This window comes from Mucilaginibacter panaciglaebae (genome assembly GCF_039539265.1).
Lineage (GTDB): Bacteria > Bacteroidota > Bacteroidia > Sphingobacteriales > Sphingobacteriaceae > Mucilaginibacter > Mucilaginibacter panaciglaebae.
In genome coordinates this window covers 195164-220102 of sequence record NZ_BAABCV010000004.1, presented here as the reverse complement: position 1 = coordinate 220102, position 24939 = coordinate 195164, and the positions used below count along the sequence as shown (strand labels likewise).

The window sequence follows — 24939 nt, the reverse complement described above, 5'->3', positions numbered from 1 at the left end:
AATTTATTACCTATAGGGCTAAAAAAATGGAAGGTTATTTTGTAATAATTTAGTGATGGAACGATAGGTTGTTAATGATTAGGTATTAAAGATTGATGGTTGGAGGGCGTTAAACCCAGTTTCCCTCTTGAGAGGGAGGCGCGGCAGGTGATGCGGTTGCAGGGGTGTGTTAATGAATCAAGGCGTTACCTGCGGCCCGCGCTGTCCGCTCATACGCCTGCAAGGCCTTAGGCACGGGGCCGGTATCCGCTTCCATCGCTAACGCGGGGATAATGCAATCTTTCCATATGCTGGTGCGGTGATAACACCGACCAGAGGCTGAAATCTTTCCATAATTTAGTTAGGAAGCGGTAATGATCTGATAAGACGCGAAGCATCGCGTCTCTACATAAATACCAAACATAGAGACGCGATGCTTCGCGTCTTTAATAAATCAGTTGGATAAATGCATTTACAATGACACCCCCCTTTTCCACGGGATAAAATCATCCTGCCCCAACTGTACCGATTTTGGCTGCACTACACCACTGGCTACATCTATCACATAGTTAAGAATGCGCTCGCCGGTTTGCTCAATAGTTTCAGTGCCCTCTACAATAGTACCGCAGTTGATGTCAATAATATCAGGCATCCGCTCATAAATACGGGTATTGGTCGACAGCTTAATAACCGGGGTTATAGGGTTACCGGTGGGCGTACCCAAACCGGTGGTAAATAGCACAATATTAGCGCCCGAACCAACTTCGGCCGTAGTGCTCTCCACATCGCTGCCGGGGGTACATAACAGGTTTAAGCCAGGCTTGGTTACTTTTTCGGGATAGTCGAGCACCGCAGTAACGGGTGAGTTACCAGCCTTTTTAGCTGCTCCTGCCGATTTTATAGCATCAGTGATCAAGCCATCCTTAATATTCCCCGGCGACGGGTTAGCATAAAAGCCGGAGCCGTCGGCCTCGGCGCGTGCATTATAGGTGCGCATCAGGTGCATAAAACGTTGGGCAGTATCTACGTCGACACAGCGGTCGCTCAGCTCCTGCTCTACCCCGCAAAGCTCCGGGAACTCGGCCAAAATTACGCTGCCGCCTAAGCTCACCAGCACATCAGACACGTAACCCAAAGCCGGGTTGGCTGATATGCCCGAGAAACCGTCAGAACCACCGCACTCTAAACCGATACAGATCTTATTGATCGGTGCCGGGCGGCGTTCAATTTTATTAGTTTCTATTAATCCGGCGAAGGTTTGTTTCAGGGCTTCCTGCATCAATACGCTCTCCTTGCCTATCTTTTGCTGCTCCAGCATAATAAGTGGTTTGCTGAAGTTAGGATCACGTTTTTTGATCTCTGTTTCCAGGATACTGGCCTGTGCGTGCTGGCAACCCAGGCTCAATACCGTAGCTCCCGCCACATTGGGGTGGGTAATATAGCCCGCCAGCAATCCGCATAAAGCGTCAGAGTCTGACTTGGTGCCGCCGCAGCCCATATCATGAGTCAGGAACTTGATACCGTCTATATTTTCAAAAAGCTTGTTCTGTTTATTTTCTACCGATCCCATTTGCAAGTCGGCAGTAAGTATCGATTCAACCGAGCTACCGGTCTTGTATAAATCTATCAGGCTGTCCACCTCTGTCTCGTAAGTCTTGGCCTTTCGGAAACCCAGTTTCTCTACCAATGCATCCTTCAAAACCATGATATTGCGGTTCTCGCAAAACACCAGTGGTATCACCAGCCAATAGTTAGCTGTCCCTACCGAGCCGTCGGCGCGATGATAGCCTAAAAAGGTACGCTGCGCAAATTTATCAACGTCGGGCTTGTGCCAGTTAAGTTTGCGCTCGCCCAGTTTAAAATCGCTGGCAGCATGGTGTATATTGTCGACTGTGATAGCGGTTCCCTTACCTATTGGCTGGTTGGTTTTGCCCACCAGTACGCCGTACATGTAAATTTCGGCATCTGTACCCAGGTCGGTTATGGTAAATTTATGTTTGGCAGCCACGTTGGTTACCAGCGTAATATCATCGCCATTAAAATTGATGATGGTCCCAGCCGGCAGGTCTTGTAAAGCCACCAGCACATTATCATGCGGATGTATTCTTAAAACAGTTTCTTTTTTATCAGACATTATAACAGTAGTAATATATTTTGTTACTCGACAGGTTATTGCAGGCTAAGTTCTACAACTGGTATCTCGTAAGGTGGTTTCTTTTTCGGCAAAGTTACAACCAAATCTTCACTATTTGCTGCTGATGATTTATTAGCGATCTCTGAATGATCATTCAAAAACTGTACATATTTAACCTTGCTTGCATAGCCCGGCAGCGTCAAAATACCATCAGCCGGATAGTTGAACAAGTGGACATACAGCTTTTTGGTTTTCGGATTATAAGTCAGCCTGTCGCCATCCGGAACAGCATACTCGCTCGGAGCATAAGTACAATTATAAATAGCGGTGTTATTGGCGTGCATCCAGTAAGCCATTGTATCTAAAGCGTTATTGGCACGGTAGTCAAACTCACCACGAGCGGTCGGTCCAACGTTCAGGATCAGGTTACCACCGTTGGCTACCGAGGTGATCAGCAGGTCAAGTAATTGACGATGTGTTTTCCACGTGTTCTCGTCGCGGTAGTACCCCCATGAGCCTGAGAAAGTCTGACAGGTTTCCCACGTATGGCCTCTGTATTTTTCTAACTCTTTTGGTTTAACCTGTTCGGGTGTTTCAAAGTCGGCACCATCTTTATATTCTTCCAGGTTAAGCCGATTATCTATAATAATACCCGGCTGCAACTTCCTGATCATTTTTACCAGCTCGACAGAACCCCAATCGTCATGGCCTTTACCGCGGGTCTTGTCTTTGTTGTTCGGGAATGAAAAGTCTAACCAAAGGATATCGATCTTGCCATACTTGGTTAACAGCTCGGTGATCTGGTTGCGCATGTACTGGCGGTATTTAGCCATATCGCGACCTTTGTTTAAAGCTGCATAGTGTTCTTTGCTTTTGTCTTTTTGCATAAGCGGGTGGATGTCGTCCATCACATAATCAGGATGGTGCCAATCCAGCAATGAGTAATAGAAACCCACCTTTAAGCCCTGCGCTCTGAAAGCATCTACATATTCCTTCACCAGGTCGCGTTTAGCCTGGGTGTTTGTTGCTTTATAGTCGGTATATTTTGAGTCGAACAAACAAAAGCCTTCATGGTGTTTAGTAGTTAGCACCGCATATTTCATTCCTGCGGCTTTAGCCTCTTTGGCCCATTTAGTAGGGTCGAACAGATCAGGATTGAACTGGTCGAAGTATTTTTGATACTGCTCGTTGCTCATGGCCTCGTTATGCTTTACCCATTCATGGCGTGCAGCACCCGAGTAAAGCCCCCAGTGAATAAACATGCCGAAACGGCCTTGGGTCCACCAGGCCATGCGCTGTTGCTTTTGTGCGTCGGTTTCGGTGCCTATCATTTTCTGCGCCCTGGCGGCCGAAAAACAAAGCATAGCCATAAATAATGCCGGTAATAGTTTTGATCTTCTCATGGTGTGTTTGGTTTGATGATCTGCCACGTTTTGTGTGGTTTAGTTATAATTCGGTATACCAAAGAAAGCAGAATAAGCATTTAAAAAAATTTGCGTTATTGTCTAATTAATCATTGATTTTGGCATATTTTGAATATAATATTTATAATTAAGAATAAATTAGATAATATTAGGCCCCAATGAAACCGCAATTACTCAAAGTATCTAATGACCTGGTGCACTCGTTCAGCTCGAGGCAGGACAAGGTGCCTTATGTAAACAATCACTGGCATTACCATCCAGAGGTTGAGCTGATCTACTTTAGACAGGGTAACGGCACCCGCTTTATTGGCGACAGCATACAACATTTCCAGTCGGGGGATGTGTATTTGTTGGGGACAAACTTGCCGCATTACTGGCGCTTTGATAATATTTACTTTGAAGATGAGGCGAACAATCATGCTGACGTAAGTGTGGTACACTTTAATGAGAATTTCTGGGGCGACAACTTCCTGCAATTACCGGAGAACACCATCATCCGCAACATACTCGAAAAATCGAAACACGGCATCAAAATAAATGGCGACGAACGCCTGCCGTTGGGAAAACTGATTGAAGCCACCGTAAAAGCTGAAGGTCCGCAAAAGATCATGCTGCTGATGGAAGCGCTGATGCGCATAGGCGGCGCCAAACAAATTGAGGTAATATCATCTATAGGTTCGCGGGTTGATTTTGCGACATCCGAGAATGACCGTATCAACGCCATCTACAATTACTCGATAGCCAACTTTAAGCGCAAGATACAGATCGAAGAAATGGCCGAAGTGGCCAACATCAGCCCTAACTCGTTTTGCCGGTATTTTAAATCGCGCACCAGCAAAACCTATCTGCAGTTTATTAACGAGATACGTGTTGGCCACGCCTGTAAACTGCTTATTGAAAACAAAATGAACCTGAAACAGATCTGTTACGAAAGCGGCTTCCATAATTTTACCAGTTTTCATAAATACTTTAAAAGCATAACCGGTAAAAGCCCGCTGGTTTATCAAAAAACGGTGTTTAAATAGCGCAAGACTATTTCTTTTCCTCCAATTCCTCTTGTTCTTTTTTAACCTGCAGTCGTTCCAGGTTGACATCCACTTTTATCAGGGCAAAAATGGCCATATAAAAATTGGCTATCCACACTATCGAAAAGCCGGCCAGCAGATAGCCCCGCCAGTCATCAAGTAACAGCTTGTATCCCGTTAGTATCAACATCAAAATAGTAATATAATGGCTGAAGCAATACTCGCAGGTAAACAGGTAAAAAAATTTGCGTTTTGCCACATTGCCTTTGCTTTTGCTTTGCTTAATGCAAAAGTCGCGCGGCTCACGGAACACCTCTTCGTGTGTAACCGTCCATGCAATGCAGGCTACGGGTATAGCAATCAAAAACAGCCAGGCTACCTGGGTTGATAAAGGCATCATACGATGTAATTTTGTCCTTTTCTACTACAAATAGCTTGGGTAAAGGTTTTTAAAGAAGCTTTTGTCATTGCGAGCGTAGCGTGGCAATCGCACGGAGAAAAGCATCGGCAATATAGCATCCTTGCGATTGCCACGCTCGTTCCTCGCTCGCAATTACAAATAGTTTATTTTTCAAAATACTTTATCGCCTCATACGCTGCAATTTGCCCCGAAATGATGGCCGGCGGCACGCCCGGCCCCGGCACCGTGAGCTGACCGGTATAAAGTAAATTCTCAACATGTTTATTGCGCATAGCCGGTTTAAAAAAGGCCGTTTGTCTTAAGGTATTGGCCAAGCCGTAGGCGTTACCTTTAAACGAGTGATAATCGGCCTTAAAATCGTTAACAGCATAGCTGCGGTTTACCACTATGTTATTACGTATGCTTTGGCCTGTTATGTTTTCAAATCGCGATAGCAACAGCTCAAAGTATTTTTGACGGATGGCTTCTGTATCTTCTAAACCAGGCGCCACTGGCATTAAAAAGAACAGGTTTTCACAGCCTTCTGGCGCCACGCTATTATCCGTTTTAGAGGGGCAGCACACATAAAATAGTGGATGCTCCGGCCACTGCGGCGAGGTATAGATCTGTTTGGCGTGTTGTTCAAAATCGGCGTCGAAAAACAGGCTATGGTGTTGTATACCGGCTACCTTTTTATTCAGGCCGATGTAAAACAACAGGCTTGAGGGCGACAGCGTGCGTTTGCCCCAGTATTTGGCGGTATAGTTACGGTAAGGTTTATCCAATAATTGCTGATCTGCATGCGCATAATCAGCACCTGCAATTACCATATCAGCTTTGATGTCGCCTTTACCGGTTTGCACCTTGTTAACCAGATTGCCATTAACTTCGATTTTAATAACTTCGGTATTGGTCCTGATCTCTACACCTAAACTTTCTGCCAGACTTACCATTGCCTTCACAATTTGGTGCATACCGCCCATAGGGTACCAGGTGCCTAATACCAGGTCGGCATAGTTCATGAGGCTATACATGGCCGGAGTGTTTTGCGGTGTGGCCCCTAAAAACAATACCGGAAACTCCAGCAACTGGCGCAATTTCGGGTTTTTGAAATACCGGTTTACATGGCTGCGCATACTGCCGAGCAACTGCATCTTCAGGCTTTTTCTGATCAGGTTAAAATCAATAAACTCGGTAATACTGTGTGATGGCCGGAACACATAATCACTCATGCTAACGCGATATTTGTATTCGGCTTGTTTTAAAAACTGGTCGAGCCTGGCGCTGCTGCCCGGTTCTAAGGCTTCAAACGCTTTGGAGAGTTCGAGTCTCTCCCCCGGTACGTTTAAAACGTCGTCCTTCCCAAAATAGATCCTGTAAGCCGGATTGAGCCTTTTCAACTCATAATAATCAGATGGTTTTTTGCCGAATAACGTGAAAAAGCTCTCGAAAACATCGGGCATCCAGTACCAGCTTGGTCCCATGTCAAAGGTAAAACCGTCTTGCCGCCATACCCGCGCGCGACCGCCGGGCTGGTCGTTCTTTTCGACCACTGTTACCTTATACCCTTCTTTAGCCAAAACACAGGCTGCAGACAGCCCCGCAAAGCCGCTGCCGATTACAACGATATGTTTTGAAGATTTCATGAGTTGATTGGCCTAAAGTAAGCAAATTGTTTTGCGGGCGGGTTGAAATATGTACTTTTGAAGCCCAGCGCACACGTGAGACAATGGATCTGTATGACGAAGCCTGTTTTGAATGCAGTAAATTAATAACCACTAAATACAGCACTTCATTCAGCAAAGGTATTAAGGCATTTAAAAAGCAATTCAGGTATCCTGTGTATGCTATTTACGGCTTTGTGCGCTACGCGGATGAGATTGTTGATACCTTTCATGATCATGACAATGCCGCCCTTATCCATGATTTTAAACAGGATACATTTAAAGCTATCGATCAAAAGATAAGTCTTAACCCGGTACTGCATTCTTTTCAACTGGTGGTAAACCAATACGGTATTGAAAAGCAGCTGATCGAGGAATTTTTACGCTCGATGGAGATGGACCTTGACCATAAAGTTTATACCAATGCCGACTACGAAACCTACATCTACGGCTCGGCCGGGGTGATCGGACTGATGTGCCTGCAGGTTTTTTGCCAGGGAGACAAGGAGCTGTACAACCGCCTGGAACCAATGGCGCTTAGCCTGGGCCTGGCTTTTCAAAAGATCAACTTTTTGCGCGATATCAAGGCTGATTATGTAGATCGCGGGCGTACTTATTTTCCCGGCATCGATTTTAAAAACTTTACGCAACAAGATAAAGAGGCTATTGAAGCCGACATCAAAAAAGATTTTGATAAAGGCCTTGAAGGGATCGTGCTCTTGCCCCAGGGCGTTCGCTTAGGTGTTTATACCGCTTATAGTTATTATCTGCAGCTGTTTAAAAAAATTCAGCGTACGCCGGTTAATGAGATTGCAGATCATCGTATCCGGATATCTAATACTCATAAGGCCGCTTTGTATTTGCAGGCATTAGTTAAACATAGTTTTTAACCAGTTATGAACGACCTGCCGGTATATACCAGATCGCAACTGGCCCTGCGCAACGGGCAGGACAAGCCCGAGGTATGGGTTGCCTACAAAGGTTTAATATACGATGTTAGCCGCAGCCGCCTTTGGCGCAATGGCAAACACTATGAACACTGGGCCGGTCAGGATTTAACCCACGAGCTTGGCGACGCACCGCATGATGAATGGGTGTTCCAGAATTTCGACCCGATTGGGAGGTTAGCTTAACATTCTCGCTATTCGGAATTTGTTTCAGGATCCTGAAACGGCGATAAAACATATCTTATTTAGCATGTAACATGCAGAAACCATCCCAATAGCGATAGGCGCGGCAAGACTTTCTTTTTATTTTTTTTCTTCTTCACCCAACGTTTTGCATACCCAGCCCGATGATGTAATAAAAGGACGTCCACTCTATTAAACTTTAATAATTAAAAAGATGAAAAACTTTATTTATTTATCATTAGCATTTCTGCTATCCATAGCGTTGATAGCAGGATGCAAGAAAGATCACTCTGAAAACGTTTTATCGCTTATAGCCAAAAAAACAACTATAAAATATAACGAGCTTGACACATTGATCTTACTCGGTGCAGAGAACGATTCAATAAAATGGGACGTGAATCCGTTGGAAGGCTTAAGCAGCCTGTATAAATTTGGCAACAAGGTAGTTGTTGTATTTACTAAAGCAGGCACTTATGCTGTGACTGCAACAGACGCAGGCCATACACCACTTTCTAAAACCATAACTGTATTAGATCAGGACTTTAACCCGCCGCCACCGCCGCCTCAGCATCAGAGCGGCGATACTACCATCAATATTCCGATCACCGGCGATCTTGTTATCACTCCAACCTATTTTAAGGTACCAAACGCCGACTCTACGGGTTTCAAGCTGATGGTTCAAACCAGCAACACTTATCCTTGCGGCAATAGCTATCTGAATATACGTTCATTTAAAATCAATGATAGCTATGTGGTAAACGCTATTAATATTGTACAGCCTCCGGCTACACTATGCACAATGCCTGACACTCAGCTAAAAGGAACTATGAATTTTAACTCAATGGCAAACTCCTCTATTGTACCCGACAACTCCTATCCGCTAACTATAACTGTTGGCAGTACAACTTATACAGGTTCCATTACTTTTAATCAAACCTATATGGACATAACCTGGAATTATACGTCGGGCGTGATATTTTCTTCAAAACATATAACACTTTAATTACCTAACCAATTGTTGCCAGTAGACACAAGGGTCCGGCAGCTATATAGCCGGCCCTTGTTGCTAAGCTTTTCAACTTAAACAATGCTATACCTGACTTATATATCATTTGCACTATTTTTATTAATAACGATACTTGAGCCTCGAGATAAAAACAAACACATTAGCTATTAAACGGAAATACATCCCGGGGTTACCGGTCATTTAAACGCATTGCGCTTTAACTTAAAAATTAACAACAATACAGAAGTTTAGCGGTTAAACTTTGCCCAACTCCTGTATATTTAAAATATTTTCAAATGGACCCAACGTTTCTATAATCCCCTGCGAAGAGCGTTTTTGAGAAGCTATCTCGGCGATAATTTTTGAATGAATCTGTCTAAACACCAAACCCGCGAACTGGTTGACGGCTGTATAAATAACAATCGGACGGCACAAGAGGCTTTATACAAGTTATTTTATGCCGATATGCTACGGGTTTGCCATAACTATTTGCCGGATAAAGAACTGGCTAAAGAAGCGTTCAATACAGGCTTTCTGAAAGTTTTTAAGTCAATCGAAAGTTTTGACCTGGAAAAAGGCGAACTGGGCGGATGGATGCGCAAGATCATGATCTACACAGCCATTGATCTTTGCCGTAAAGAGCTAAAGTTTACCACGCTTACCCTGGTCGAACAAAATCAGGAGGGTGATTTTGTTGTCCCGGCATCGGTGTTAGAGAAGTTATATTTTGAGGATATCCTGGCGAAGATCCGCACACTGCCCTATGCTACTCAAATGGTTTTTAACCTGTATGAAATGGATGGTTTTAATCATAAAGAGATAGCCGGACAACTAAATATTAGCGAGGGCACCTCGCGCTGGCATTTAGCCGAGGCCAAAAAGAAGTTAAGAACATTATTAGACAACTGGAGCAACAGTACAACAGAAAGGAGTAACAAAGCCATATGAGAAATTGGAATCAATACCTCGAGCTTTGGCAGCAAAAACGCAATGAACTGCATATCGGCTCCGACGCGAATACTGACTGGTCTGATATGCACCAGCTTTTGGACAAACACATGCCGGTTAATATCCCTGGTAATGACGGTAACTTAAGTACCGGTAATGCACTCACGCATCTGGCAAAATTTAAATTATTATATGTTGCGGCAGGATTCATTGTAGCAGCAGGCATAATTACTTACGTGGCAGGAAATAAGAACAATAACAACAAAAACAATCGGTACCAAAAACATAAAACTGAAGTCAGAAAAGACAACATTTCTGCCAACCCTATTGCTGTGGAAGACAGTTTAGAAAATGATAAAAACAGCGCTCCGGTTACAAATTTACCTGCAGACGCTACGGGAAAAGATCATCCTGAAAACAACAATAAAATAAACGGTTCATTGAATGTACTAACGTCTGATAACAGCAAAATAACTACTTCGGCGAACGCCCCCGCTACCAACTACAATTCAAGTTTAAAGAACACGCGGGAAGGCTATAAATCGACAGTTAAAGCCCATGATAACAATACACTTAGTTCTGTAAACTTATTGACTGCAAATTATAATTCAAGATTAAGGAATAACAAGTCAGTCAATACTTCAAAGGCAAATCATACTATAACCGGAAGTATGTTATCATCTCGAAATAGCAACGGGAGCGGCCAGCGCGCTTATAATAGATTAGGTAATCGCCTACCCGGCAATCATACAAACCAATATAAGTTGGTTGCCGGTCAACACAACATAATATCTGGCAATAATCAAAAAAACGAACCTGATGCGCCAAGATTAATACCAGACTATAAGCGTCAAAACAATTCAACATTCTTTTTAACCCCTGCGCTTGCTAAAGCCACCTTAACGTGGAATGAAGTTGCGTCAAACGCTAAATTAACTTCTAACTTATTCGTCAGCCCAAATACAAGCATAAGAATTTTAGATAAAAGTGCAAGAAATGTTAAATCTGCCAATAGCTCAATGATCAGTAATTTTGATTGGGGATTGTTGTTAGGGTTTAACACTAACGGTAGCTTTACATCCAAAGCTCAAAATTTTAATTTTTATGGCAGTTTTCCGGTAGATATATATTTAGGGGTATTTGTCAATCACAACTTTAATGACCAATGGGCTGTAGGTGCGCAAGGCCGATTTTTAACCCCACACACTGACCATGGCAGTTATAACTATAATCACCCAATTAAAGTAGACACCTTGCAAACTGTACAAACGTTCAAAATAAATAACTCGCGCAAAATTTATACGATAGATGTACCGATACATTTGATCTATAAGGCTACACCAAATATCAGGCTAAAAGCCGGGCCTTTATTAAGTATACCTATTAAAGATGTTAATCGCATCAGCGTTACCGAACTATCCTATAAAGACTCTACACGGTATGTTGATAGCGTTAAAAGTAAGCTAAAGCCGGCGTATTTTGAAAATAAATTGCGTTATGGTCTGTCTGTAGGTGCCGGGTTTACCTATAAGTTTTTATGGCTGGATGCTACTTACAGTTATTATCCTCAATCACAAAAAGCGGGCTCAGCCCTGGGCTCATTTACCACCAATACTAACAATCTGCAAATTACTTTGGGCATCAAACTTAACAAGCTTAAAAAATAACCGGCTAACCAATTACAAACAACAAAGGCGGAATTGATTAACTCATTCCGCCTTTAATATTTATAACTTTTTCGATTATCTTATCTCGAAAGACGACAACTGTACAAACGCTTGTACCCTATCGCTTACTTCGGCATCTGTCAGATTTTTGATCTTTTCGGTACCAAACTTTTCTACGCAGAAAGATGCCAGCGCCGAACCAAAGATGATTGCATTTTTCATATTATGGAAGTTAACCGTGCCTACTTTAGCCATATAACCGATAAAACCGCCGGCAAAGGTATCACCTGCGCCTGTCGGGTCGAACACCTCGGCCAGCGGTAAAGCCGGCGCCGAGAAGATCTTATCTTCGTGGAACAACAATGCGCCATGCTCGCCTTTTTTAATGATAAGATATTTAGGGCCCATGGTTAATATTTTGCGCGCGGCCTTAACCAATGAGTATTCGCCCGAAAGCTGGCGGGCTTCGGCATCATTAATAGTCAGTACATCAACCATTTTAATGGTTTCCAACAGATCGCCCATGGCAATGTCCATCCAGAAATTCATGGTGTCCATTACAATTAATTTAGGGCGATCTTTAAGGCGCCTAATAACCGTTTGCTGCACTTGCGGGGTAAGGTTACCCAACATCAGGTATTCACAGTCCTGATAGCTTTCCGGAATGACCGGATCGAAATCGGCCAGTACATTCAGTTCTGTTGCCAGCGTATCGCGGCTGTTCATGTCGTTATGGTACTTGCCACTCCAAAAGAAAGATTTCTCCCCTTTTTTAACCTGTAAACCTTCTGTATCAATACCATGAGCCCGAAAATCAGCTATTTCGCTCTCGGGAAAATCGTCACCGACAACGGCAACAATCTTAACCTTATCATAAAAGTATGAAGCGGCTAAACCTGCGTAAGTTGCAGCACCGCCGACAATTTTATCTGTCTTACCAAAAGGTGTCTCAATAGCGTCGAACGCCACGGTACCAATAACTAATAAACTCATTATAATTTCTGTTTTTTTGCGCAAATATCATTAAAATCCACCACTTATCATACGACTGCTTTGGCGCTATATTCTGAACGTAAAAGTATCCCGGGTTAATCACCAAAAAAGAATTAATCTCATATTTAGCGACTTACATTTTTTTTAAAAAAACATTGTGAAATAAGCTAATAAATTATACTTTTGCACACTCCAAACCGGAAATGTACTCCTGAGTAGCTCAGCCGGTTAGAGCATCTGACTGTTAATCAGAGGGTCGCTGGTTCGAGCCCAGCCTCAGGAGCCTGATAATCAACCACTTAGAGTAACTTCTAGGTGGTTTTTTTATTTCTAAACCACCCTCTTAAGCAGTCATTACAGCCTTTAGTTTGCGCATAGTTTGTGCAACCATGACCATAACACACCCGTTTTATGGTAACCTTAAAAACAACTTTAGACACAAGAAGAAAAAAATCAAATGGAAACTATCCTGTTATTTTTAGAATAACTGACTTTAAAAAAACGTATACCATGACCTCGGGTATAGACGTACCGGAGCATCTTTGGGACAATACCAATAGAGAAGTATTAAAGGCTCATCCTAATGCGCAAAGCATCAACACGACCTTAAGCAAAAAGTATTATCAAATACAACGTGCTATTTTAGTTCAGCAGGATAATGAAAGCTTCTCATTTGAGGATTTAAAGCTTATACTGGCCGGGAAGCCTAAGGTTAATGCCCAGGCTTTATTTAAACCTTTTGCTGAGAAGTTGATAGCAGAAATGATAGAGGTTAAAAGAACCGGAAATGCAATAGTATACAGGACGGCTGTAAATAGGCTTTTAAATTACTATGGCGACAACAAATTAAAACTGGTTGATATCAACTATAATTTACTGGATGGGTTCAGCCGTTCCCTTGTAAAGCAAGGCATAAAGCAAAATTCAATTAGTAACTACTTTCGTTCCATTAGGGCAATATACAACAAAGCAATCAAGGCTAAATTGGTTGAACGATCAGCCTATCCGTTTAGAGACATATCCATCAAGACAGAAAAGACAGCCAAACGAGCTATTACCAGAGTCAACATAAGGCAGTTCGAACAATTAAAGCTTACTACAAATACACCGGAGTGGCACGCGCGTAACTACTTCATACTAAGTTTTTACTTGATAGGTATATCATTTACCGACCTGGCCTATTTGAAGCCTGGAAATATTATAAAAGGCAGGTTGGAATACAAAAGAAGAAAGACCCATAAACTATATAGCATCAAAGTGTTCCCACAGGCTGAACAGATATTAAAGTTATACGCCAACCAATCCAAAGTTTTTTTACTGCCGGTGCTTCCAGATTACATTGAGGAAGACACTTTAGAGAGCAAAAAGCTGATTTTCCAATGGATTAAAACAACCAACAAATATCTAAACCGGCTAGCCGAAAATCTTAGTATCACAGAGCCAGTTACTACTTATGTGGGCCGGCATACTTTTGCTACCACAGCTAAACGCATGGGATATTCAAACGAACTTATTGCAGAGGCTTTGGGGCATGAATACGGCAATAGGATAACCAACATTTACCTGGATGCTTTTGATAAAGAAGTAGTTGATAAGATGCATGAGGCTGTGATAAACAGCAGTTGTCATGAAAATAATGACGCCATGTCAAAATCAACTGACAGGTTGCCAGCATGATGATATATTTAAGGGATGGCATGGATTATGATATCCCCCAATCCCAAACTCTTTAAAACCAAAATCCCGGATTGAACGGGTGTTATGTATATATTTAGCTAAATCGCACTCACCCACCCACCAAGACGATCAATAGATGATGGGCTCTCTGCCTCATCTGTTTTACTTAACTAAATTTTAACGTATCTGCCAAGAGCAAAGCAGAAAATGGCGAGGCTGTTATTAAACAGCCGGGTTAGTTAACCCTGTCAGTCGTATTCCATAAGGAAGCTCATAAGTAAAATCAAAAAAGACTATGAATAGTCAAAATAAAGAAAACCTATTAGATCAATCAAATGGGGGTGAAAACATGAAAGAAGCATCCCCGGTAAGTAATTTTGTAAAGGATTTAGAAGGACAGGCATTTATTTCGGGTTTAGAAATAATTAATGCTAAAGTACCAGAACATAACTGGCTTATAGATGGAATACTTCCGTTGAACACAATATGTGTACTATCAGGCCCGAGCGATACCGGCAAATCTATATTAGCACGACAAATAGCAGTTGCGGCTGCTTTGGGTAAAAACGAGGTAGCAGGTTTTAAGTTAAACCTTACCTATAACAGCTCTATGTATATCAGTACTGAAGATTCAGTTCAGGATTGGCAGGAAAAGTTATTAAAGTATAAATTGACCGAGGAAGAAATAAAGAGGCTTACTAATCTAACCTGGTCATCTACCTATAATTTAAAGCTGATTGAAAAACGGCTTGCCACCAATCCAGTAGACATACTCATTATAGATGTCTTTTCCGACACATTTGAGCAGGACATAAATAATGCGATACAAGTCAGGAAGCACTTTTTGCAGTATAAAGAATTAGCAGCCCGATATGGATGTACTGTCCTTTTCATACACCATGTCAGCAAAAAAGGCGAGGCAGGAGCACCATCAAAAGCGAATGTATTAGGCTCACAGGGGATTGAATCATCAATGAGATGTGTATTAGAATTAAGGTCTGACCCCAAAGAGGACGACTGTCGGCATCTGATAATAACCAAATCCAATTATCTGTCACCGGCTGATAAAAAGGAGGCCTATAAGCTAAAATTGGATTCAACGTTGAGGTATGAATATACGGGAGACAGAAGCCTAATTTCGGATTTAAGTAAAACAAGAAGTGGGACTTCACCCGCTTTGATTTTACGGATAATGGCTTTATCAGACCAGGGGCTTTCCGTAAGGGAGGTAGAAGCCAAGATTAAGGAAGAAGGTTATAGTTTATGCAGAAGCAGAATTAATGAAATAATTAGGCAGCAACGAGCCGGCAAAACTTCACCCGGTGATGCTTGTCCGGTTGCTATTTAGTGAATAGACAGGACGGACGTTTAAAAAGGCAGCTTAAATAGTTGCCTTTTCTTTTACAGAATGCCTGACCGCTTTGTCTGACATTACTGGGTCAATTTCAGAAAAACGCCCATAAGCCCACAGTTACAATACATAGAATCCTGGCGACATAAGCAACAGTTATCCTACAGAAGCATTTCGGATGAATTAAGAAAGGAAGGTGTAAAAATTGACAAGTCAACCATCGGTGAATTATCCAACAACAGAAATTCCATGCAGGTTAGACTGGGAAGAGCCTGGTAAATAGCAAATCTGTCCAGCTTGCATAGAATTTGTGGACAAAAAAGGAAGTAGCAATAAAATGTTACCTCCTTTTTGTTATATAGTAGAACGTTAATTTCTATTTAATCTATCTGCTATTACCATTTGTAACTTAGTCCTCCATCCATTACCGGTATGTTTGATCCTCTCGAAATCCCTGTTGGTTTTTTTAAGTAATTCAGTCCTACTAAGCGTACTTAGCTCTTCCCAGTTATCAAACATAACATAGATAGCATTTCCATAATCTAAGTTTTCAAGCACTACTATGTTGTCCGCAAACTTTGCTCCGAAATATCTTCTCATGCCACTAATACCTTTAATCCACTGAGTTGGATTAAGTGATTCCAAGTAGTTATATCGTTCTTGAATAATGCCCCTTTGCTGATCTGTCAATGGTCGACCACCTCCACCGCCAAGTAATTCATCAAGAATATCTCGGTTTCCTAGTGGTAATAACTCCCATCCTATATTTAAAGTCCTTAGATAATCAGCTTGGGCAGCTTCAGCTTCGAAAACATCAGATTTATTTATATTTTCCTGTAGTATATTTAAGCAAAATAATAAGTCAGAATAAAAACTGTTGTCATTTTTATCCATGACTTTATTAACCATGACTTTTAAAATATATACATGGTCGTCACCGGAACGATAATCATTTAATATTTCAGTAGATATGGTAACCTCTTCAGGCGGTACAAACTCTTTTTGATAAACTAGCTTGGTCACTATTAACGAAAACGTACCTTTAGAGTAATCACCGAATATTGGTCTTTCACCATAATAGAACTGCTTGTAAATTTTAGGAAGATCTTTTCTAGTAATAAATTTCCCCTCCTGGTTCCTTTTTGAATATCTTCCATTTTCTGGTAATGGGTAAATATCACCATTAACTACCACCTCTGTATCCTCGGAAAGAGCTACGCCGATATGATGGTATAACCCAGCAGCTATATCACTTTTTTTTGCTTCTACGGTTGTAGCGGCAATAAAAGCATTATTATTAGAAGCCTGAATTTTTGCAATAAAAATATTGGGAACTTTGTTTAAATTCTTTTTCATTTAATCCTCCTTATTTTTTGTACAAATAATACCGGCTCTTATTTCTATAAAATCATTTTCCTGACCATAGTTAACAAAATGACATAGCAGTGCATTTTTCTCATAATGTCTGGCACCAACAGACTTTCCATTTTTCTTCATACGCTTACATATTAATATACAATTACCCATTGGCAAAATGGGGTCTTCCATTTCTATCACGTGTCAGGAAGTCATCTACGTATCAAGCAGTAAAAAGACAGTGTAAATGCAATTAATAAAAATTTGAAACTTTCAAACATTTTATAGTTTTGCACCTTTAAGCACACGACCATCTCGGTATGTCGGCAGTAACGCTGCTTGATAACGTGACACACCATTGGAACTATTGGATTGACCTCCTTTAGTTCCTTTTTTACAAGCAGTTACCAACAAGTTTACTGCCATTGAATATTGTAGAAACAACTTTTGATTTCTTAGCTACAACTTAAATGGACCTGGCATTTTTATTGATGCTTTACAAAATAATTTCATTTGGGGAATTTTCACCCCTAATTTTTAGAGGTGATAAACTATATTAACAATCAGTTAACAACAATACTTGATCTGCACGTCAGAAAAAAAAGTTAGAACTAAATTTTTCAACACCCTCAAAAGCTGACATTATGTCATTTTAATGTAAGGACTCCTAAGTTCTTATCGTCCGTCCACCTTCTTCTTACGTTAAATACCGGACAAAACATTGGGTGTGAGTCTGTAAAGGGTTATGCCAATAGGTAACATTATTAGTTCAATCCGTTGCGATAACTATAAAAAGCAGTATCACTTATACAGTATTAATAGCTATAATTTTAAATTTCTTCCATATTTTTTACTTCGTTTTTGAAAGTGTCAATGGGCGCCCATCCAAGCATCCCCCCCTCTTTCTTGCCGGACAGTTACCCCCTGGGGTAAAACTGGCATCAATAATTATTCATCCTAAAAACAAAAAAATGGTAACAGTAAGTAATTATGCTGTACGCACAACAGCAGATGGCCGTGAGTTCATAGCACTTGAACTAACCGGTGGGCTTGAACTAATTCAGAGCCAGGTATCAGGGAATTTCTATGCAACTACACGTAAGTGTTCAATGCCAAGCACCTTTGATGAGGAAACGGCGAAAAGCTTAATTGGCTCTCAGCTTGAAGGCGAAATTGTGAAGCTTGATGTAGAACCGTATGAGTTTATGACCCCCCGCACCGGTGAAGTTCTGCTATTAAACTACACCTGGGCTTACCAACGTAGTCCCAGCTCCGTTTTAGTTGGAGCAACTCCGGTACAAAGCACAGAAATGGCTTGATGATCTTCTCACCTTTAGGAGGGTGATAATTTGGGGGGATTAGCATAATGCTGTCCCTCCATTTTTAAACTTTTATTATTTAACCAATAAACTATCAGGGTTTACCTATGAACAACAAGAACTTTTTTTTATGTGATGAAAACACCTTAATGATAGTAACGGATAAAGGCCATTTGAGAACCTTAGTAGCTCCGTTTACAGTACGGTGTATTCGAGCAACGGATATTTTAAAGGAAAATGCTCTAGTAAATGTTGATGCTGTAAAACCCCATGATGAAGAAATTATCATGTACCTGGTACTCAAAAAATGGATGCCCTACAGCTATTTTCAGTTGATAATAAAATAGAGTATACTTCATTTCCCCTTGCACAGGCCACCCCACAGGCCCAAAGGTATTCCAACTCCATTGGCTTACTCATAAATCACGCCAGATGCCATTACGTTTAACAAGCTTTCCAAGCCCGTTAAACTCCATTGATGCTCCTGGTATCAGGCCCCGGCTGCATCAATCTGTCATGCTTTCTGCTTTAAGCCAACTCCGTTTCCATGCAAGCTCCCGTATCTTATAAATCATTCACGTGCGTTCACTCATTTATAAGCTACCCGCTTGCCGTGTTAGGCTCACCTGCTTCTCGCACAAGGCTTCAATGCTGTCACAGTATTTGAAACCCCATGCCTAACCAGGCTCAAATACACCGCCAGCATTTTGCGTAAACGTACTAAGTAGTCGCACTCTTGAGTGCTGCTCCTACTTAGACCTGGTGCTCAGTTCGCAGCTGGTGAGCGGCAAAAAAGGTTCTTAACAGAACCACTAAGGGTTTAGTAGTTTTCCAGTTTCAATAATTCAGATATAGAAATGTTTAAGGCTTTGGCAATGACATAAATTGAACTGATAGTGGTATTCACTTTTCCTAATTCAATATATGATAACTGACGGGTGTCAATACCAGCCTCTTCAGCAAGCTTTTGCATAGTGTAGCCTTTCTGCTTACGCAGTTGCCTTACCTGGTTACCAAATGCTTTTATAAGTTCCTCGTGCCTGACACTTATCACATTTAAATGTGGTATCTATTTCATTTTTGCACAATGAAATACATTTCATATTTTCACTTTATAGTTCATTATTTTATTATGACAAAAGAAATTTATGACGGCATGAAAAAAATGCCTTTTAATGAGTTGACCGATATTATTGCTTACAGATATGTTTATGAGTATGGAGAACAAAAGGCAAGAGAAGTGATCGGTAAAGTTGAGCAATCAGCTAAAATTGAGCAACACGTATTTCAATGGATGGTAAATGGGTTTACACCGTCATCAAAAGACATTATGTCTATATTGAATACTATGCCATACTTTCTTTTTGCCAAGGGTGAAACTTTGTGTCTAGGCGCGTTAACAATATTGAATTACTGGAACACGGTTGCAAACGAAGAAAATACTATTACGGCAACACAGATAGGTGTCAATGTTATTATTGATTCTAACCGGGTTAAATTAAAAAGTAATAACAACTTTTTTACCAGATTATATCAAGAAATAGATAACCAACTTAAAGCCAAGAAAAGTTTTTGGAATGAATAACTAATAATAGTTGGCATTAATTGCCTGAACTCTTATGAAGTAGATATGCCTTCTATTTCACTAGGCACTTAGCAAGCTGCTTTAGCACCGGGGCAGCACGCGTTATCCAGGAAGACGAGTATTTTGCTTTTGGTTTGGATACCGGAAGGTATCGTTTAAACCCAGAGAATAAGTATCTTTATAATGGTAAGGAAAAGCAGGACGCGCTGGTTGATCAGTTAGATTATGGCGCCAGGTTTTATGACCCTGTGATAGCCAGGTGGACAAGTGTTGACCCGCTGGCGGAGAAGTCAAGGAGGTTCAGTCCGTATGTTTACGGAGATGATAATTCTATTAGGAATATTGATCCTGATGGGATGGAGACGGAGGGTTGCTGTGGTGCAGGACCTCAAAGTTTGGGTAATCCTATGGCTTATATTGCGGAAGGCTTTAGACAATATTTTCAAGCTGCTGGCTCTGCTATTGACAGAGCATACATAAGTACTTCAACCAGTGTAAGCAGAGTTATTAGTGATGCTAAAGTAAGCCTAGGATTTGGAGATGCTAGAGTAACCACATCAGTCAATATAACCAACACGACCACAGCACGTACTAACCTCGGTCAGTTTCTTACACCAAACTCTCAAAATACTCCGAATGCACCAATGTTTAAAGTTACTAATAACACAGAGGTCAGTCAGCAGACTGAGGTAGAAGGAAGTACGACTGTAAGGGGTATAGATTATAGCACTAACAATACTACTAACATAAGTGCATCCAAAGTTACAACCAATACAGAGATGTCTGCAGGTAAAACGATAAAAGGAGCAACTTTCGCTGGATATGTTTCACATACAAACACATCAGAAAACTCAAAACTAAGTTCGCAAACTGATGTTGGTGTTAAAGCAAGCTATACTCATGAAAAGAATAAAGTTAAAACTACAAGTACGCTAAGTGTCGGCGTAACTGTACAACAGTAGAACCATGAAATATAAAATTGGATTAACTTCATTGCTATTAATAATTATGTCCTTAATGTTAGGGTGTATAGGAGATAGTAACAAACTTAAGCATGACACAACTATCGTGCACTATGAAATGAAACAGGGACGATCCTTGGCCTCAAAAGATTGGCACTGCTATGATGTCGATGAAGAAAGGGTGTGCATCCCCACAAATTGGAAGATGAGGCAACAAAGCAAGTATCTATTCATGTCAGATGTTGACGCTTTTGATCAAAGTACCTTCTTCGTTGTACTAAAGTATAACAAGGTTTCAAGCGGCCTCGATGTAACCAAATATCTTAAGACGACATACCATTCACTTAAGAACGATACCGTGGAGGTATTTACAGGCTATACTGTTAAGAAGATAACCTTTGAGGATAAAGAATCAGTATACGGAGAGTATTATACGTCAATAAAGCACAAGCCTTACATGACCTATTCTACAGTATTTGAAAAGGATAACGACCTGTTTGAAATCGCTTTAAAGGTTGACAGTACAAAGGCCGTTGGTTATAAAGAAATATACAGAGACATATTGTTTAACATTCAACATAAAGGTAAGGCAGTGTTCTCAGCTAAAGACGTAATCAAGGATATTCAAGTAATAGATATTTCGAAACTATAGTAAGCCGCCACTATTATACCACAAGCCCAGCCATTAGGTTGGGCTTTTGTATTTCTTGGCTTGGCGTCACGTACCAAAGCATCAACTACAGTGAAGATACGCTGCTTGTCATGCTCTGGTAGGGTGGCTATGCTATCAATACGGGCTAATACAGTGCTGTCTAATTCGGTATCGGACAACTCAACTAAGTAGTCTAACGAGACATTTAAAGCCTTTGCGATCTTAGCTGCAACTTCTATCGACGGTAGCGTTTCATCGCGTTCATAGCGTCCTAATACGTTAGGGTGCACAGCTATTTCCAAAGCAAGGTCGCTTTGAGAAACCTTTCGTTTCTTTCTAATGTACGTAGCACATTTGACAGCCATACCGGTACGCCGGGCTTGATACAGCAAGACGACTACCTGCCATTTGGATATGAATTATCAATAGGTTCAGTAATTAGCCCGGGAAATAAATATCTTTACAATAAGAAGGAGTTACAGACGGAACTTGGGCAGTATGATTACGGTGCGCGGTTTTATGATCCGGTGATTGCAAGGTGGACGAGTGTGGATCCGCTAGTTGAGGCTGGACAAGAGTCAATGACACCTTATGGTTATACATTTGATGACCCTGTAAGATATACGGACCCAGATGGTAGAGCGCCGGAGGGGAACAATGGGTGTTGTGATGCATTAAAAAACTATGCACGTGAATATATGCGCACTGCGGTAATGGTCTCCGGTCCATATGCTGCTATGGCATCGAAAAGAAGCCCTCAAGAGGCTTTGTCAAATACAGGCGATGCTTTAGTTTTTGGAGGATATGCCGGTGCAGCCTTTACGGATGGAGCTAGTCTTGAATTGGTCCCCCTAGGTGAAAAATTTCAAACCGCGGCTTCTGCTTGGTCAGTAGGTTCAGATTTAATGAAGGGAAATGATAAAAATGCCGCTATCACAACCGTAAGTACTATCGCTTTCGGTGCTGCTGGTAGTAGGCTGGAAGGATTAGAAAGAGTTGGGAAACTTAGTTCTGTACAAAAGCCAATTTTAGGAGCTATGTTATCAGTTACAGAAAAATTAGCCGATATTGGCACAGATAAATTAAAAGAGGAGAAAAAGGAAGGTAAGTCAGAAAAAAAAGCTGATAAGCGAATGCCGGATAATGAACATAATAAAAAAGCAACAAAATATGCTCAAGACTTTTTCAAAAAACGTGAGGAAGATAGACAACAGCAGCAACAACAATAATAAATAAGAGATGAACACCATTTACGGAATTGGCGGTTTTTTTTTAACTGCTTTGGGTATTTACATTACAAAAAATCAACTCACCAAAATTAAAACAGAAAATGTAGATCAACTAGGATTTGATTATAAATTATTAGGAGGTGGAGTTATGGCCATTATAATTGGAATCGTAGTTATGGTAAAACATTTTTGATCATTGCTTTACTATTATGGTTTACACAGAAAGAAAAAGGCCGATCATTATTATCATAGTTTGTACAGTAATTGTCGCTAGTGGAATAGTATTTAGTGGGTTGATAATATCACATAAAAGCTTGGTATTAGGGCCAATCAAAAGCATCGGTAAGTGGTATCTACCATATTTGGAGTTTTCCCTGCTGGTAGGGTTGTTTTGCGTCCTCGGAATATGGTACATGAAAAAGTGGGGGGTGTACTTATACACCGCATTTTTTATTGTTAATCAAATATTATTGATAACAACCCACTCGTGGACCTATTTTTCTCTGTTAATCCCAGGTTTTATTGTTATTGTAACTTTATTTTATTTAAAAAAGATGAACTAAAAATGGTCATGTTTTAAAATTGGTGATAATGATTTAAACAACTGAAATTGGCAATCAAGCCCAGCCATTCGGTTTCTATTTCTTGGCTTTAAGCTTATAATCTCTTAGCTATTTATAAGAAGCCTGGCCTGGTGTCAGGCTTTGTTGTTTCTACCCACCAATACATTCTTACTACTTTACACCTCCCATAGCCAGTCTAGCTACAGCTATCATATAACCCTTTACTATTCATTCTGATTACCTGGTGTTAGCACACCCAGCTTCTATCTCTTTTATCAAACCCCACAGTTATGAAACCAAATAAACTCACTACAGACAATCCTGAATTATTGCACTATATCACAGATAGGCTACATATTACAGTCTTGGGCGGTATAAAAGACAACAAGCAAAACGTATTCAGGCATAATGTAGACTTGTATAACACAATACAAACAAGCCAACTGATAGAAAGAGTATCAGAGTTTTTAAGTATAACCACTGAAGAAGTCAACCAGGTTATAACTGAATTAACCACAGCTTTAGAAGTATACCGTACAGAACATCTGGAAAGTCTGAAACCTAAAGTACAAGAAAAGATACAGCTAACAGAATCCCAACGTAAAGCAGCTGTCAGTTTTTTAAAGTCCCCTGGCTTGCTGGAACAGACAAAACAATTAATAGCACAGAGTGGAATTATTGGTGAAGAAACCAATGCACTGATAGCTTACTTAGTTTACACCTCAAGGAAAAGGACTATACCACTACATCTGATGTGTTTGGGTGCATCAGGTACAGGTAAGACCTGGCTACAGGAGAAAGTGGGAGAACTGATGCCGGAGGAAGATAAGCTAGAGATCACTACACTTACAGCTAATGCATTTTACTACTTCGGTAAAGAGGAATTGAAGCATAAGCTGTTCTTAATAGAAGACCTGGACGGAGCCGAGAATGTAATGTACCCGCTAAGAGAGTTGCAGAGTAAACGTAAAATCAGTAAAACGGTAACGCTGAAAGACAGCAAGGGAAACATGAAAACCATGACTTTAAATGTTGAGGGCCCTGTATGTGTAAGTGGTTGTACTACCCGCGAAGAACTTTATGAGGACAATGCTAACAGATGCATACTGCTTTACATGGATAATAGTAAAGAGCAAGATGACCGTATTATGGAATACCAAAGAAAATTGAGTGCCGGACATATTGATCAATCAGAGCAGAATGCGGTAAAAGAACAACTAAAAAATGTACAAAGGATTTTACAAAAAGTGACAGTTCGAAACCCTTATGCTACATACTTGAAGCTACCTGATGAAGTGTTTAAGCCAAGAAGAACCATGTGGTTGCTATTACTTTTTATAGAGACTGTCACATACTATCATCAATACCAAAGAGAATTGAAAACGGATGTTATTACCGGTGAAATGTTTATTGAAACTACCCTGGCTGATATAGAAGCAGCCCTTACTTTACTGGAGGTTACACTGCTTAAAAAGAGTGATGAGTTAAACGACGCCTGCCGTAACTTCTTTGAAAAGCTAAAAGCCTGGTTAAAACTACAGGGTACTGAAAACTTTTATAGCAAAGACATCAGATCAGCCTTACGCCTAAGTCACAGTAGTATGCAACGTTACCTGGCTGAACTGGAAAAGTTGAACTATATCAAAATAATCAGGGGTAACAGATACAAAGGATTCGAGTACAAAGTGAGTAACTGGAATGACTTGGAGCAGCTACAAAACAAGTCAAAGGAAATGATAGTAGGTGTCTTAGAATATATTCAGTCGATAATAGGTAATCCACCAGTAACCCATAATAGCAATGAGTTACTTAATCCACAGAAAAAGAGGAAGAAGCCACAGTAACCCATCAATCCATTACAACAGGCGCTACACT

Annotated in this window: 24 protein-coding genes and 1 tRNA gene; 16 read left to right on the top strand and 9 right to left on the bottom strand. The window is 40.9% G+C overall.

From position 1 onward, the window contains the following. Positions 1 to 451: 451 nt before the first annotated feature. Together ABD772_RS07055 and ABD772_RS07050 are read right to left on the bottom strand one after the other, a co-directional pair. Positions 452 to 2113, bottom strand: coding sequence for a UxaA family hydrolase (locus ABD772_RS07055; RefSeq protein WP_345102205.1), 1662 nt, complete (start codon positions 2111 to 2113; stop codon positions 452 to 454). Between the two features lie 35 nt (positions 2114 to 2148). Then, a complete protein-coding gene (locus ABD772_RS07050) occupies positions 2149 to 3516 on the bottom strand; it encodes an alpha-L-fucosidase (protein ID WP_345102202.1) in 1368 nt (455 codons plus the stop codon). A gap of 179 nt (positions 3517 to 3695) precedes the next feature. Here ABD772_RS07050 and ABD772_RS07045 point away from each other — a divergent pair, with 179 nt between their 5' ends. Further along, entirely contained in the window at positions 3696 to 4562 is an 867-nt protein-coding gene (locus ABD772_RS07045) for an AraC family transcriptional regulator (protein ID WP_345102199.1), read from the top strand. Between the two features lie 7 nt (positions 4563 to 4569). On the opposite strand, the gene ABD772_RS07040 is transcribed toward ABD772_RS07045, so the two are convergent. Next, positions 4570 to 4962 (bottom strand): hypothetical protein, encoded by a 393-nt coding sequence (locus tag ABD772_RS07040; protein ID WP_345102195.1) that lies wholly within the window; start codon positions 4960 to 4962, stop codon positions 4570 to 4572. A gap of 164 nt (positions 4963 to 5126) precedes the next feature. Continuing rightward, positions 5127 to 6608 (bottom strand): phytoene desaturase family protein, encoded by a 1482-nt coding sequence (locus ABD772_RS07035; protein WP_345102192.1) that lies wholly within the window; start codon positions 6606 to 6608, stop codon positions 5127 to 5129. Positions 6609 to 6691: 83 nt separating this feature from the next. Between ABD772_RS07035 and ABD772_RS07030 the strand changes: the two genes are divergently transcribed. The 5 genes from ABD772_RS07030 to ABD772_RS07010 all read left to right on the top strand — a co-directional run bounded on the left by ABD772_RS07030 (position 6692) and on the right by ABD772_RS07010 (position 11377). Then, complete coding sequence (locus ABD772_RS07030; RefSeq protein ID WP_345102189.1) at positions 6692 to 7516, top strand: phytoene/squalene synthase family protein; 825 nt, start codon at positions 6692 to 6694, stop codon at positions 7514 to 7516. Positions 7517 to 7522: 6 nt separating this feature from the next. Beyond that, the gene (locus tag ABD772_RS07025) at positions 7523 to 7759 is read left to right on the top strand and encodes a cytochrome b5 domain-containing protein (RefSeq protein ID WP_345102186.1); all 237 of its coding nucleotides are present in this window, start codon (positions 7523 to 7525) and stop codon (positions 7757 to 7759) included. A gap of 211 nt (positions 7760 to 7970) precedes the next feature. Then, the gene (locus ABD772_RS07020) at positions 7971 to 8759 is read left to right on the top strand and encodes a hypothetical protein (RefSeq protein ID WP_345102183.1); all 789 of its coding nucleotides are present in this window, start codon (positions 7971 to 7973) and stop codon (positions 8757 to 8759) included. A gap of 369 nt (positions 8760 to 9128) precedes the next feature. Further along, on the top strand, positions 9129 to 9710 hold the full coding sequence (locus tag ABD772_RS07015; RefSeq protein WP_345102180.1) for an RNA polymerase sigma factor: 582 nt from the start codon (positions 9129 to 9131) through the stop codon (positions 9708 to 9710). Beyond that, entirely contained in the window at positions 9707 to 11377 is a 1671-nt protein-coding gene (locus ABD772_RS07010; protein WP_345102177.1) for an outer membrane beta-barrel protein, read from the top strand. The genes ABD772_RS07015 and ABD772_RS07010 overlap by 4 nt, the downstream gene beginning before the upstream one ends. A 75-nt stretch (positions 11378 to 11452) precedes the next feature. Here the strand turns inward: ABD772_RS07010 and ABD772_RS07005 are convergent, their stop codons facing one another. Beyond that, entirely contained in the window at positions 11453 to 12370 is a 918-nt protein-coding gene (locus tag ABD772_RS07005) for a PfkB family carbohydrate kinase (protein WP_345102175.1), read from the bottom strand. A 209-nt stretch (positions 12371 to 12579) separates the two neighbouring features. On the opposite strand from ABD772_RS07005, the gene ABD772_RS07000 reads away from it, so the two are divergent. From ABD772_RS07000 to ABD772_RS06990, 3 genes are all read left to right on the top strand, one after another. Then, a tRNA-Asn gene (locus tag ABD772_RS07000) sits at positions 12580 to 12653 on the top strand. 128 nt (positions 12654 to 12781) lie between these two features. Continuing rightward, positions 12782 to 14047, top strand: a complete 1266-nt coding sequence (locus ABD772_RS06995) for a phage integrase SAM-like domain-containing protein (protein ID WP_345102172.1) — start codon at positions 12782 to 12784, stop codon at positions 14045 to 14047. A 295-nt stretch (positions 14048 to 14342) separates the two neighbouring features. After that, the gene (locus ABD772_RS06990) at positions 14343 to 15395 is read left to right on the top strand and encodes an AAA family ATPase (protein WP_345102169.1); all 1053 of its coding nucleotides are present in this window, start codon (positions 14343 to 14345) and stop codon (positions 15393 to 15395) included. Between the two features lie 372 nt (positions 15396 to 15767). Here the strand turns inward: ABD772_RS06990 and ABD772_RS06985 are convergent, their stop codons facing one another. Next, on the bottom strand, positions 15768 to 16754 hold the full coding sequence (locus ABD772_RS06985; RefSeq protein ID WP_345102166.1) for a hypothetical protein: 987 nt from the start codon (positions 16752 to 16754) through the stop codon (positions 15768 to 15770). Further along, the gene (locus ABD772_RS06980) at positions 16755 to 16946 is read right to left on the bottom strand and encodes a hypothetical protein (protein WP_345102163.1); all 192 of its coding nucleotides are present in this window, start codon (positions 16944 to 16946) and stop codon (positions 16755 to 16757) included. A 779-nt stretch (positions 16947 to 17725) separates the two neighbouring features. Here ABD772_RS06980 and ABD772_RS06975 point away from each other — a divergent pair. After that, positions 17726 to 18073, top strand: coding sequence for a hypothetical protein (locus tag ABD772_RS06975; RefSeq protein ID WP_345102160.1), 348 nt, complete (start codon positions 17726 to 17728; stop codon positions 18071 to 18073). A gap of 820 nt (positions 18074 to 18893) precedes the next feature. On the opposite strand, the gene ABD772_RS06970 is transcribed toward ABD772_RS06975, so the two are convergent. After that, the gene (locus tag ABD772_RS06970; RefSeq protein WP_345102157.1) at positions 18894 to 19127 is read right to left on the bottom strand and encodes a helix-turn-helix domain-containing protein; all 234 of its coding nucleotides are present in this window, start codon (positions 19125 to 19127) and stop codon (positions 18894 to 18896) included. Positions 19128 to 19205: 78 nt separating this feature from the next. On the opposite strand from ABD772_RS06970, the gene ABD772_RS06965 reads away from it, so the two are divergent. From ABD772_RS06965 to ABD772_RS06955, 3 genes are all read left to right on the top strand, one after another. Further along, positions 19206 to 19658, top strand: a complete 453-nt coding sequence (locus ABD772_RS06965; RefSeq protein WP_345102154.1) for a hypothetical protein — start codon at positions 19206 to 19208, stop codon at positions 19656 to 19658. Positions 19659 to 19762: 104 nt separating this feature from the next. After that, positions 19763 to 20620: an RHS repeat-associated core domain-containing protein gene (locus ABD772_RS06960; protein ID WP_345102501.1), complete on the top strand. Its 858-nt coding sequence runs from the start codon at positions 19763 to 19765 to the stop codon at positions 20618 to 20620. 4 nt (positions 20621 to 20624) lie between these two features. Continuing rightward, a complete protein-coding gene (locus ABD772_RS06955) occupies positions 20625 to 21272 on the top strand; it encodes a hypothetical protein (RefSeq protein WP_345102151.1) in 648 nt (215 codons plus the stop codon). Here ABD772_RS06955 and ABD772_RS06950 read toward each other — a convergent pair. Continuing rightward, the gene (locus ABD772_RS06950; protein ID WP_345102147.1) at positions 21245 to 21637 is read right to left on the bottom strand and encodes a helix-turn-helix domain-containing protein; all 393 of its coding nucleotides are present in this window, start codon (positions 21635 to 21637) and stop codon (positions 21245 to 21247) included. The genes ABD772_RS06955 and ABD772_RS06950 overlap by 28 nt on opposite strands. A 15-nt stretch (positions 21638 to 21652) precedes the next feature. Between ABD772_RS06950 and ABD772_RS06945 the strand changes: the two genes are divergently transcribed. From ABD772_RS06945 to ABD772_RS06935, 3 genes are all read left to right on the top strand, one after another. Beyond that, complete coding sequence (locus ABD772_RS06945) at positions 21653 to 22501, top strand: RHS repeat-associated core domain-containing protein (RefSeq protein ID WP_345102144.1); 849 nt, start codon at positions 21653 to 21655, stop codon at positions 22499 to 22501. A gap of 10 nt (positions 22502 to 22511) precedes the next feature. After that, positions 22512 to 22694, top strand: a complete 183-nt coding sequence (locus ABD772_RS06940; RefSeq protein ID WP_345102140.1) for a hypothetical protein — start codon at positions 22512 to 22514, stop codon at positions 22692 to 22694. 660 nt (positions 22695 to 23354) lie between these two features. After that, a complete protein-coding gene (locus ABD772_RS06935; protein ID WP_345102137.1) occupies positions 23355 to 24908 on the top strand; it encodes a hypothetical protein in 1554 nt (517 codons plus the stop codon). The last annotated feature ends 31 nt before the right edge of the window (positions 24909 to 24939 follow it).

Excerpts from the sequence above, each read along its gene's own strand:
- ABD772_RS07055 (WP_345102205.1), bottom strand. The coding sequence starts at position 2,113 with ATGTCTGATAAAAAAGAAACTGTTTTAAGAATACATCCGCATGATAAT.
- ABD772_RS07050 (WP_345102202.1), bottom strand. The coding sequence starts at position 3,516 with ATGAGAAGATCAAAACTATTACCGGCATTATTTATGGCTATGCTTTGT.
- ABD772_RS07045 (WP_345102199.1), top strand. The coding sequence starts at position 3,696 with ATGAAACCGCAATTACTCAAAGTATCTAATGACCTGGTGCACTCGTTC.
- ABD772_RS07040 (WP_345102195.1), bottom strand. The coding sequence starts at position 4,962 with ATGATGCCTTTATCAACCCAGGTAGCCTGGCTGTTTTTGATTGCTATA.
- ABD772_RS07035 (WP_345102192.1), bottom strand. The coding sequence starts at position 6,608 with ATGAAATCTTCAAAACATATCGTTGTAATCGGCAGCGGCTTTGCGGGG.
- ABD772_RS07030 (WP_345102189.1), top strand. The coding sequence starts at position 6,692 with ATGGATCTGTATGACGAAGCCTGTTTTGAATGCAGTAAATTAATAACC.
- ABD772_RS07025 (WP_345102186.1), top strand. The coding sequence starts at position 7,523 with ATGAACGACCTGCCGGTATATACCAGATCGCAACTGGCCCTGCGCAAC.
- ABD772_RS07020 (WP_345102183.1), top strand. The coding sequence starts at position 7,971 with ATGAAAAACTTTATTTATTTATCATTAGCATTTCTGCTATCCATAGCG.
- ABD772_RS07015 (WP_345102180.1), top strand. The coding sequence starts at position 9,129 with ATGAATCTGTCTAAACACCAAACCCGCGAACTGGTTGACGGCTGTATA.
- ABD772_RS07010 (WP_345102177.1), top strand. The coding sequence starts at position 9,707 with ATGAGAAATTGGAATCAATACCTCGAGCTTTGGCAGCAAAAACGCAAT.
- ABD772_RS07005 (WP_345102175.1), bottom strand. The coding sequence starts at position 12,370 with ATGAGTTTATTAGTTATTGGTACCGTGGCGTTCGACGCTATTGAGACA.
- ABD772_RS06995 (WP_345102172.1), top strand. The coding sequence starts at position 12,782 with ATGGTAACCTTAAAAACAACTTTAGACACAAGAAGAAAAAAATCAAAT.
- ABD772_RS06990 (WP_345102169.1), top strand. The coding sequence starts at position 14,343 with ATGAATAGTCAAAATAAAGAAAACCTATTAGATCAATCAAATGGGGGT.
- ABD772_RS06985 (WP_345102166.1), bottom strand. The coding sequence starts at position 16,754 with ATGAAAAAGAATTTAAACAAAGTTCCCAATATTTTTATTGCAAAAATT.
- ABD772_RS06980 (WP_345102163.1), bottom strand. The coding sequence starts at position 16,946 with ATGGAAGACCCCATTTTGCCAATGGGTAATTGTATATTAATATGTAAG.
- ABD772_RS06975 (WP_345102160.1), top strand. The coding sequence starts at position 17,726 with ATGGTAACAGTAAGTAATTATGCTGTACGCACAACAGCAGATGGCCGT.
- ABD772_RS06965 (WP_345102154.1), top strand. The coding sequence starts at position 19,206 with ATGACAAAAGAAATTTATGACGGCATGAAAAAAATGCCTTTTAATGAG.
- ABD772_RS06955 (WP_345102151.1), top strand. The coding sequence starts at position 20,625 with ATGAAATATAAAATTGGATTAACTTCATTGCTATTAATAATTATGTCC.
- ABD772_RS06950 (WP_345102147.1), bottom strand. The coding sequence starts at position 21,637 with ATGGCTGTCAAATGTGCTACGTACATTAGAAAGAAACGAAAGGTTTCT.
- ABD772_RS06940 (WP_345102140.1), top strand. The coding sequence starts at position 22,512 with ATGAACACCATTTACGGAATTGGCGGTTTTTTTTTAACTGCTTTGGGT.
- ABD772_RS06935 (WP_345102137.1), top strand. The coding sequence starts at position 23,355 with ATGAAACCAAATAAACTCACTACAGACAATCCTGAATTATTGCACTAT.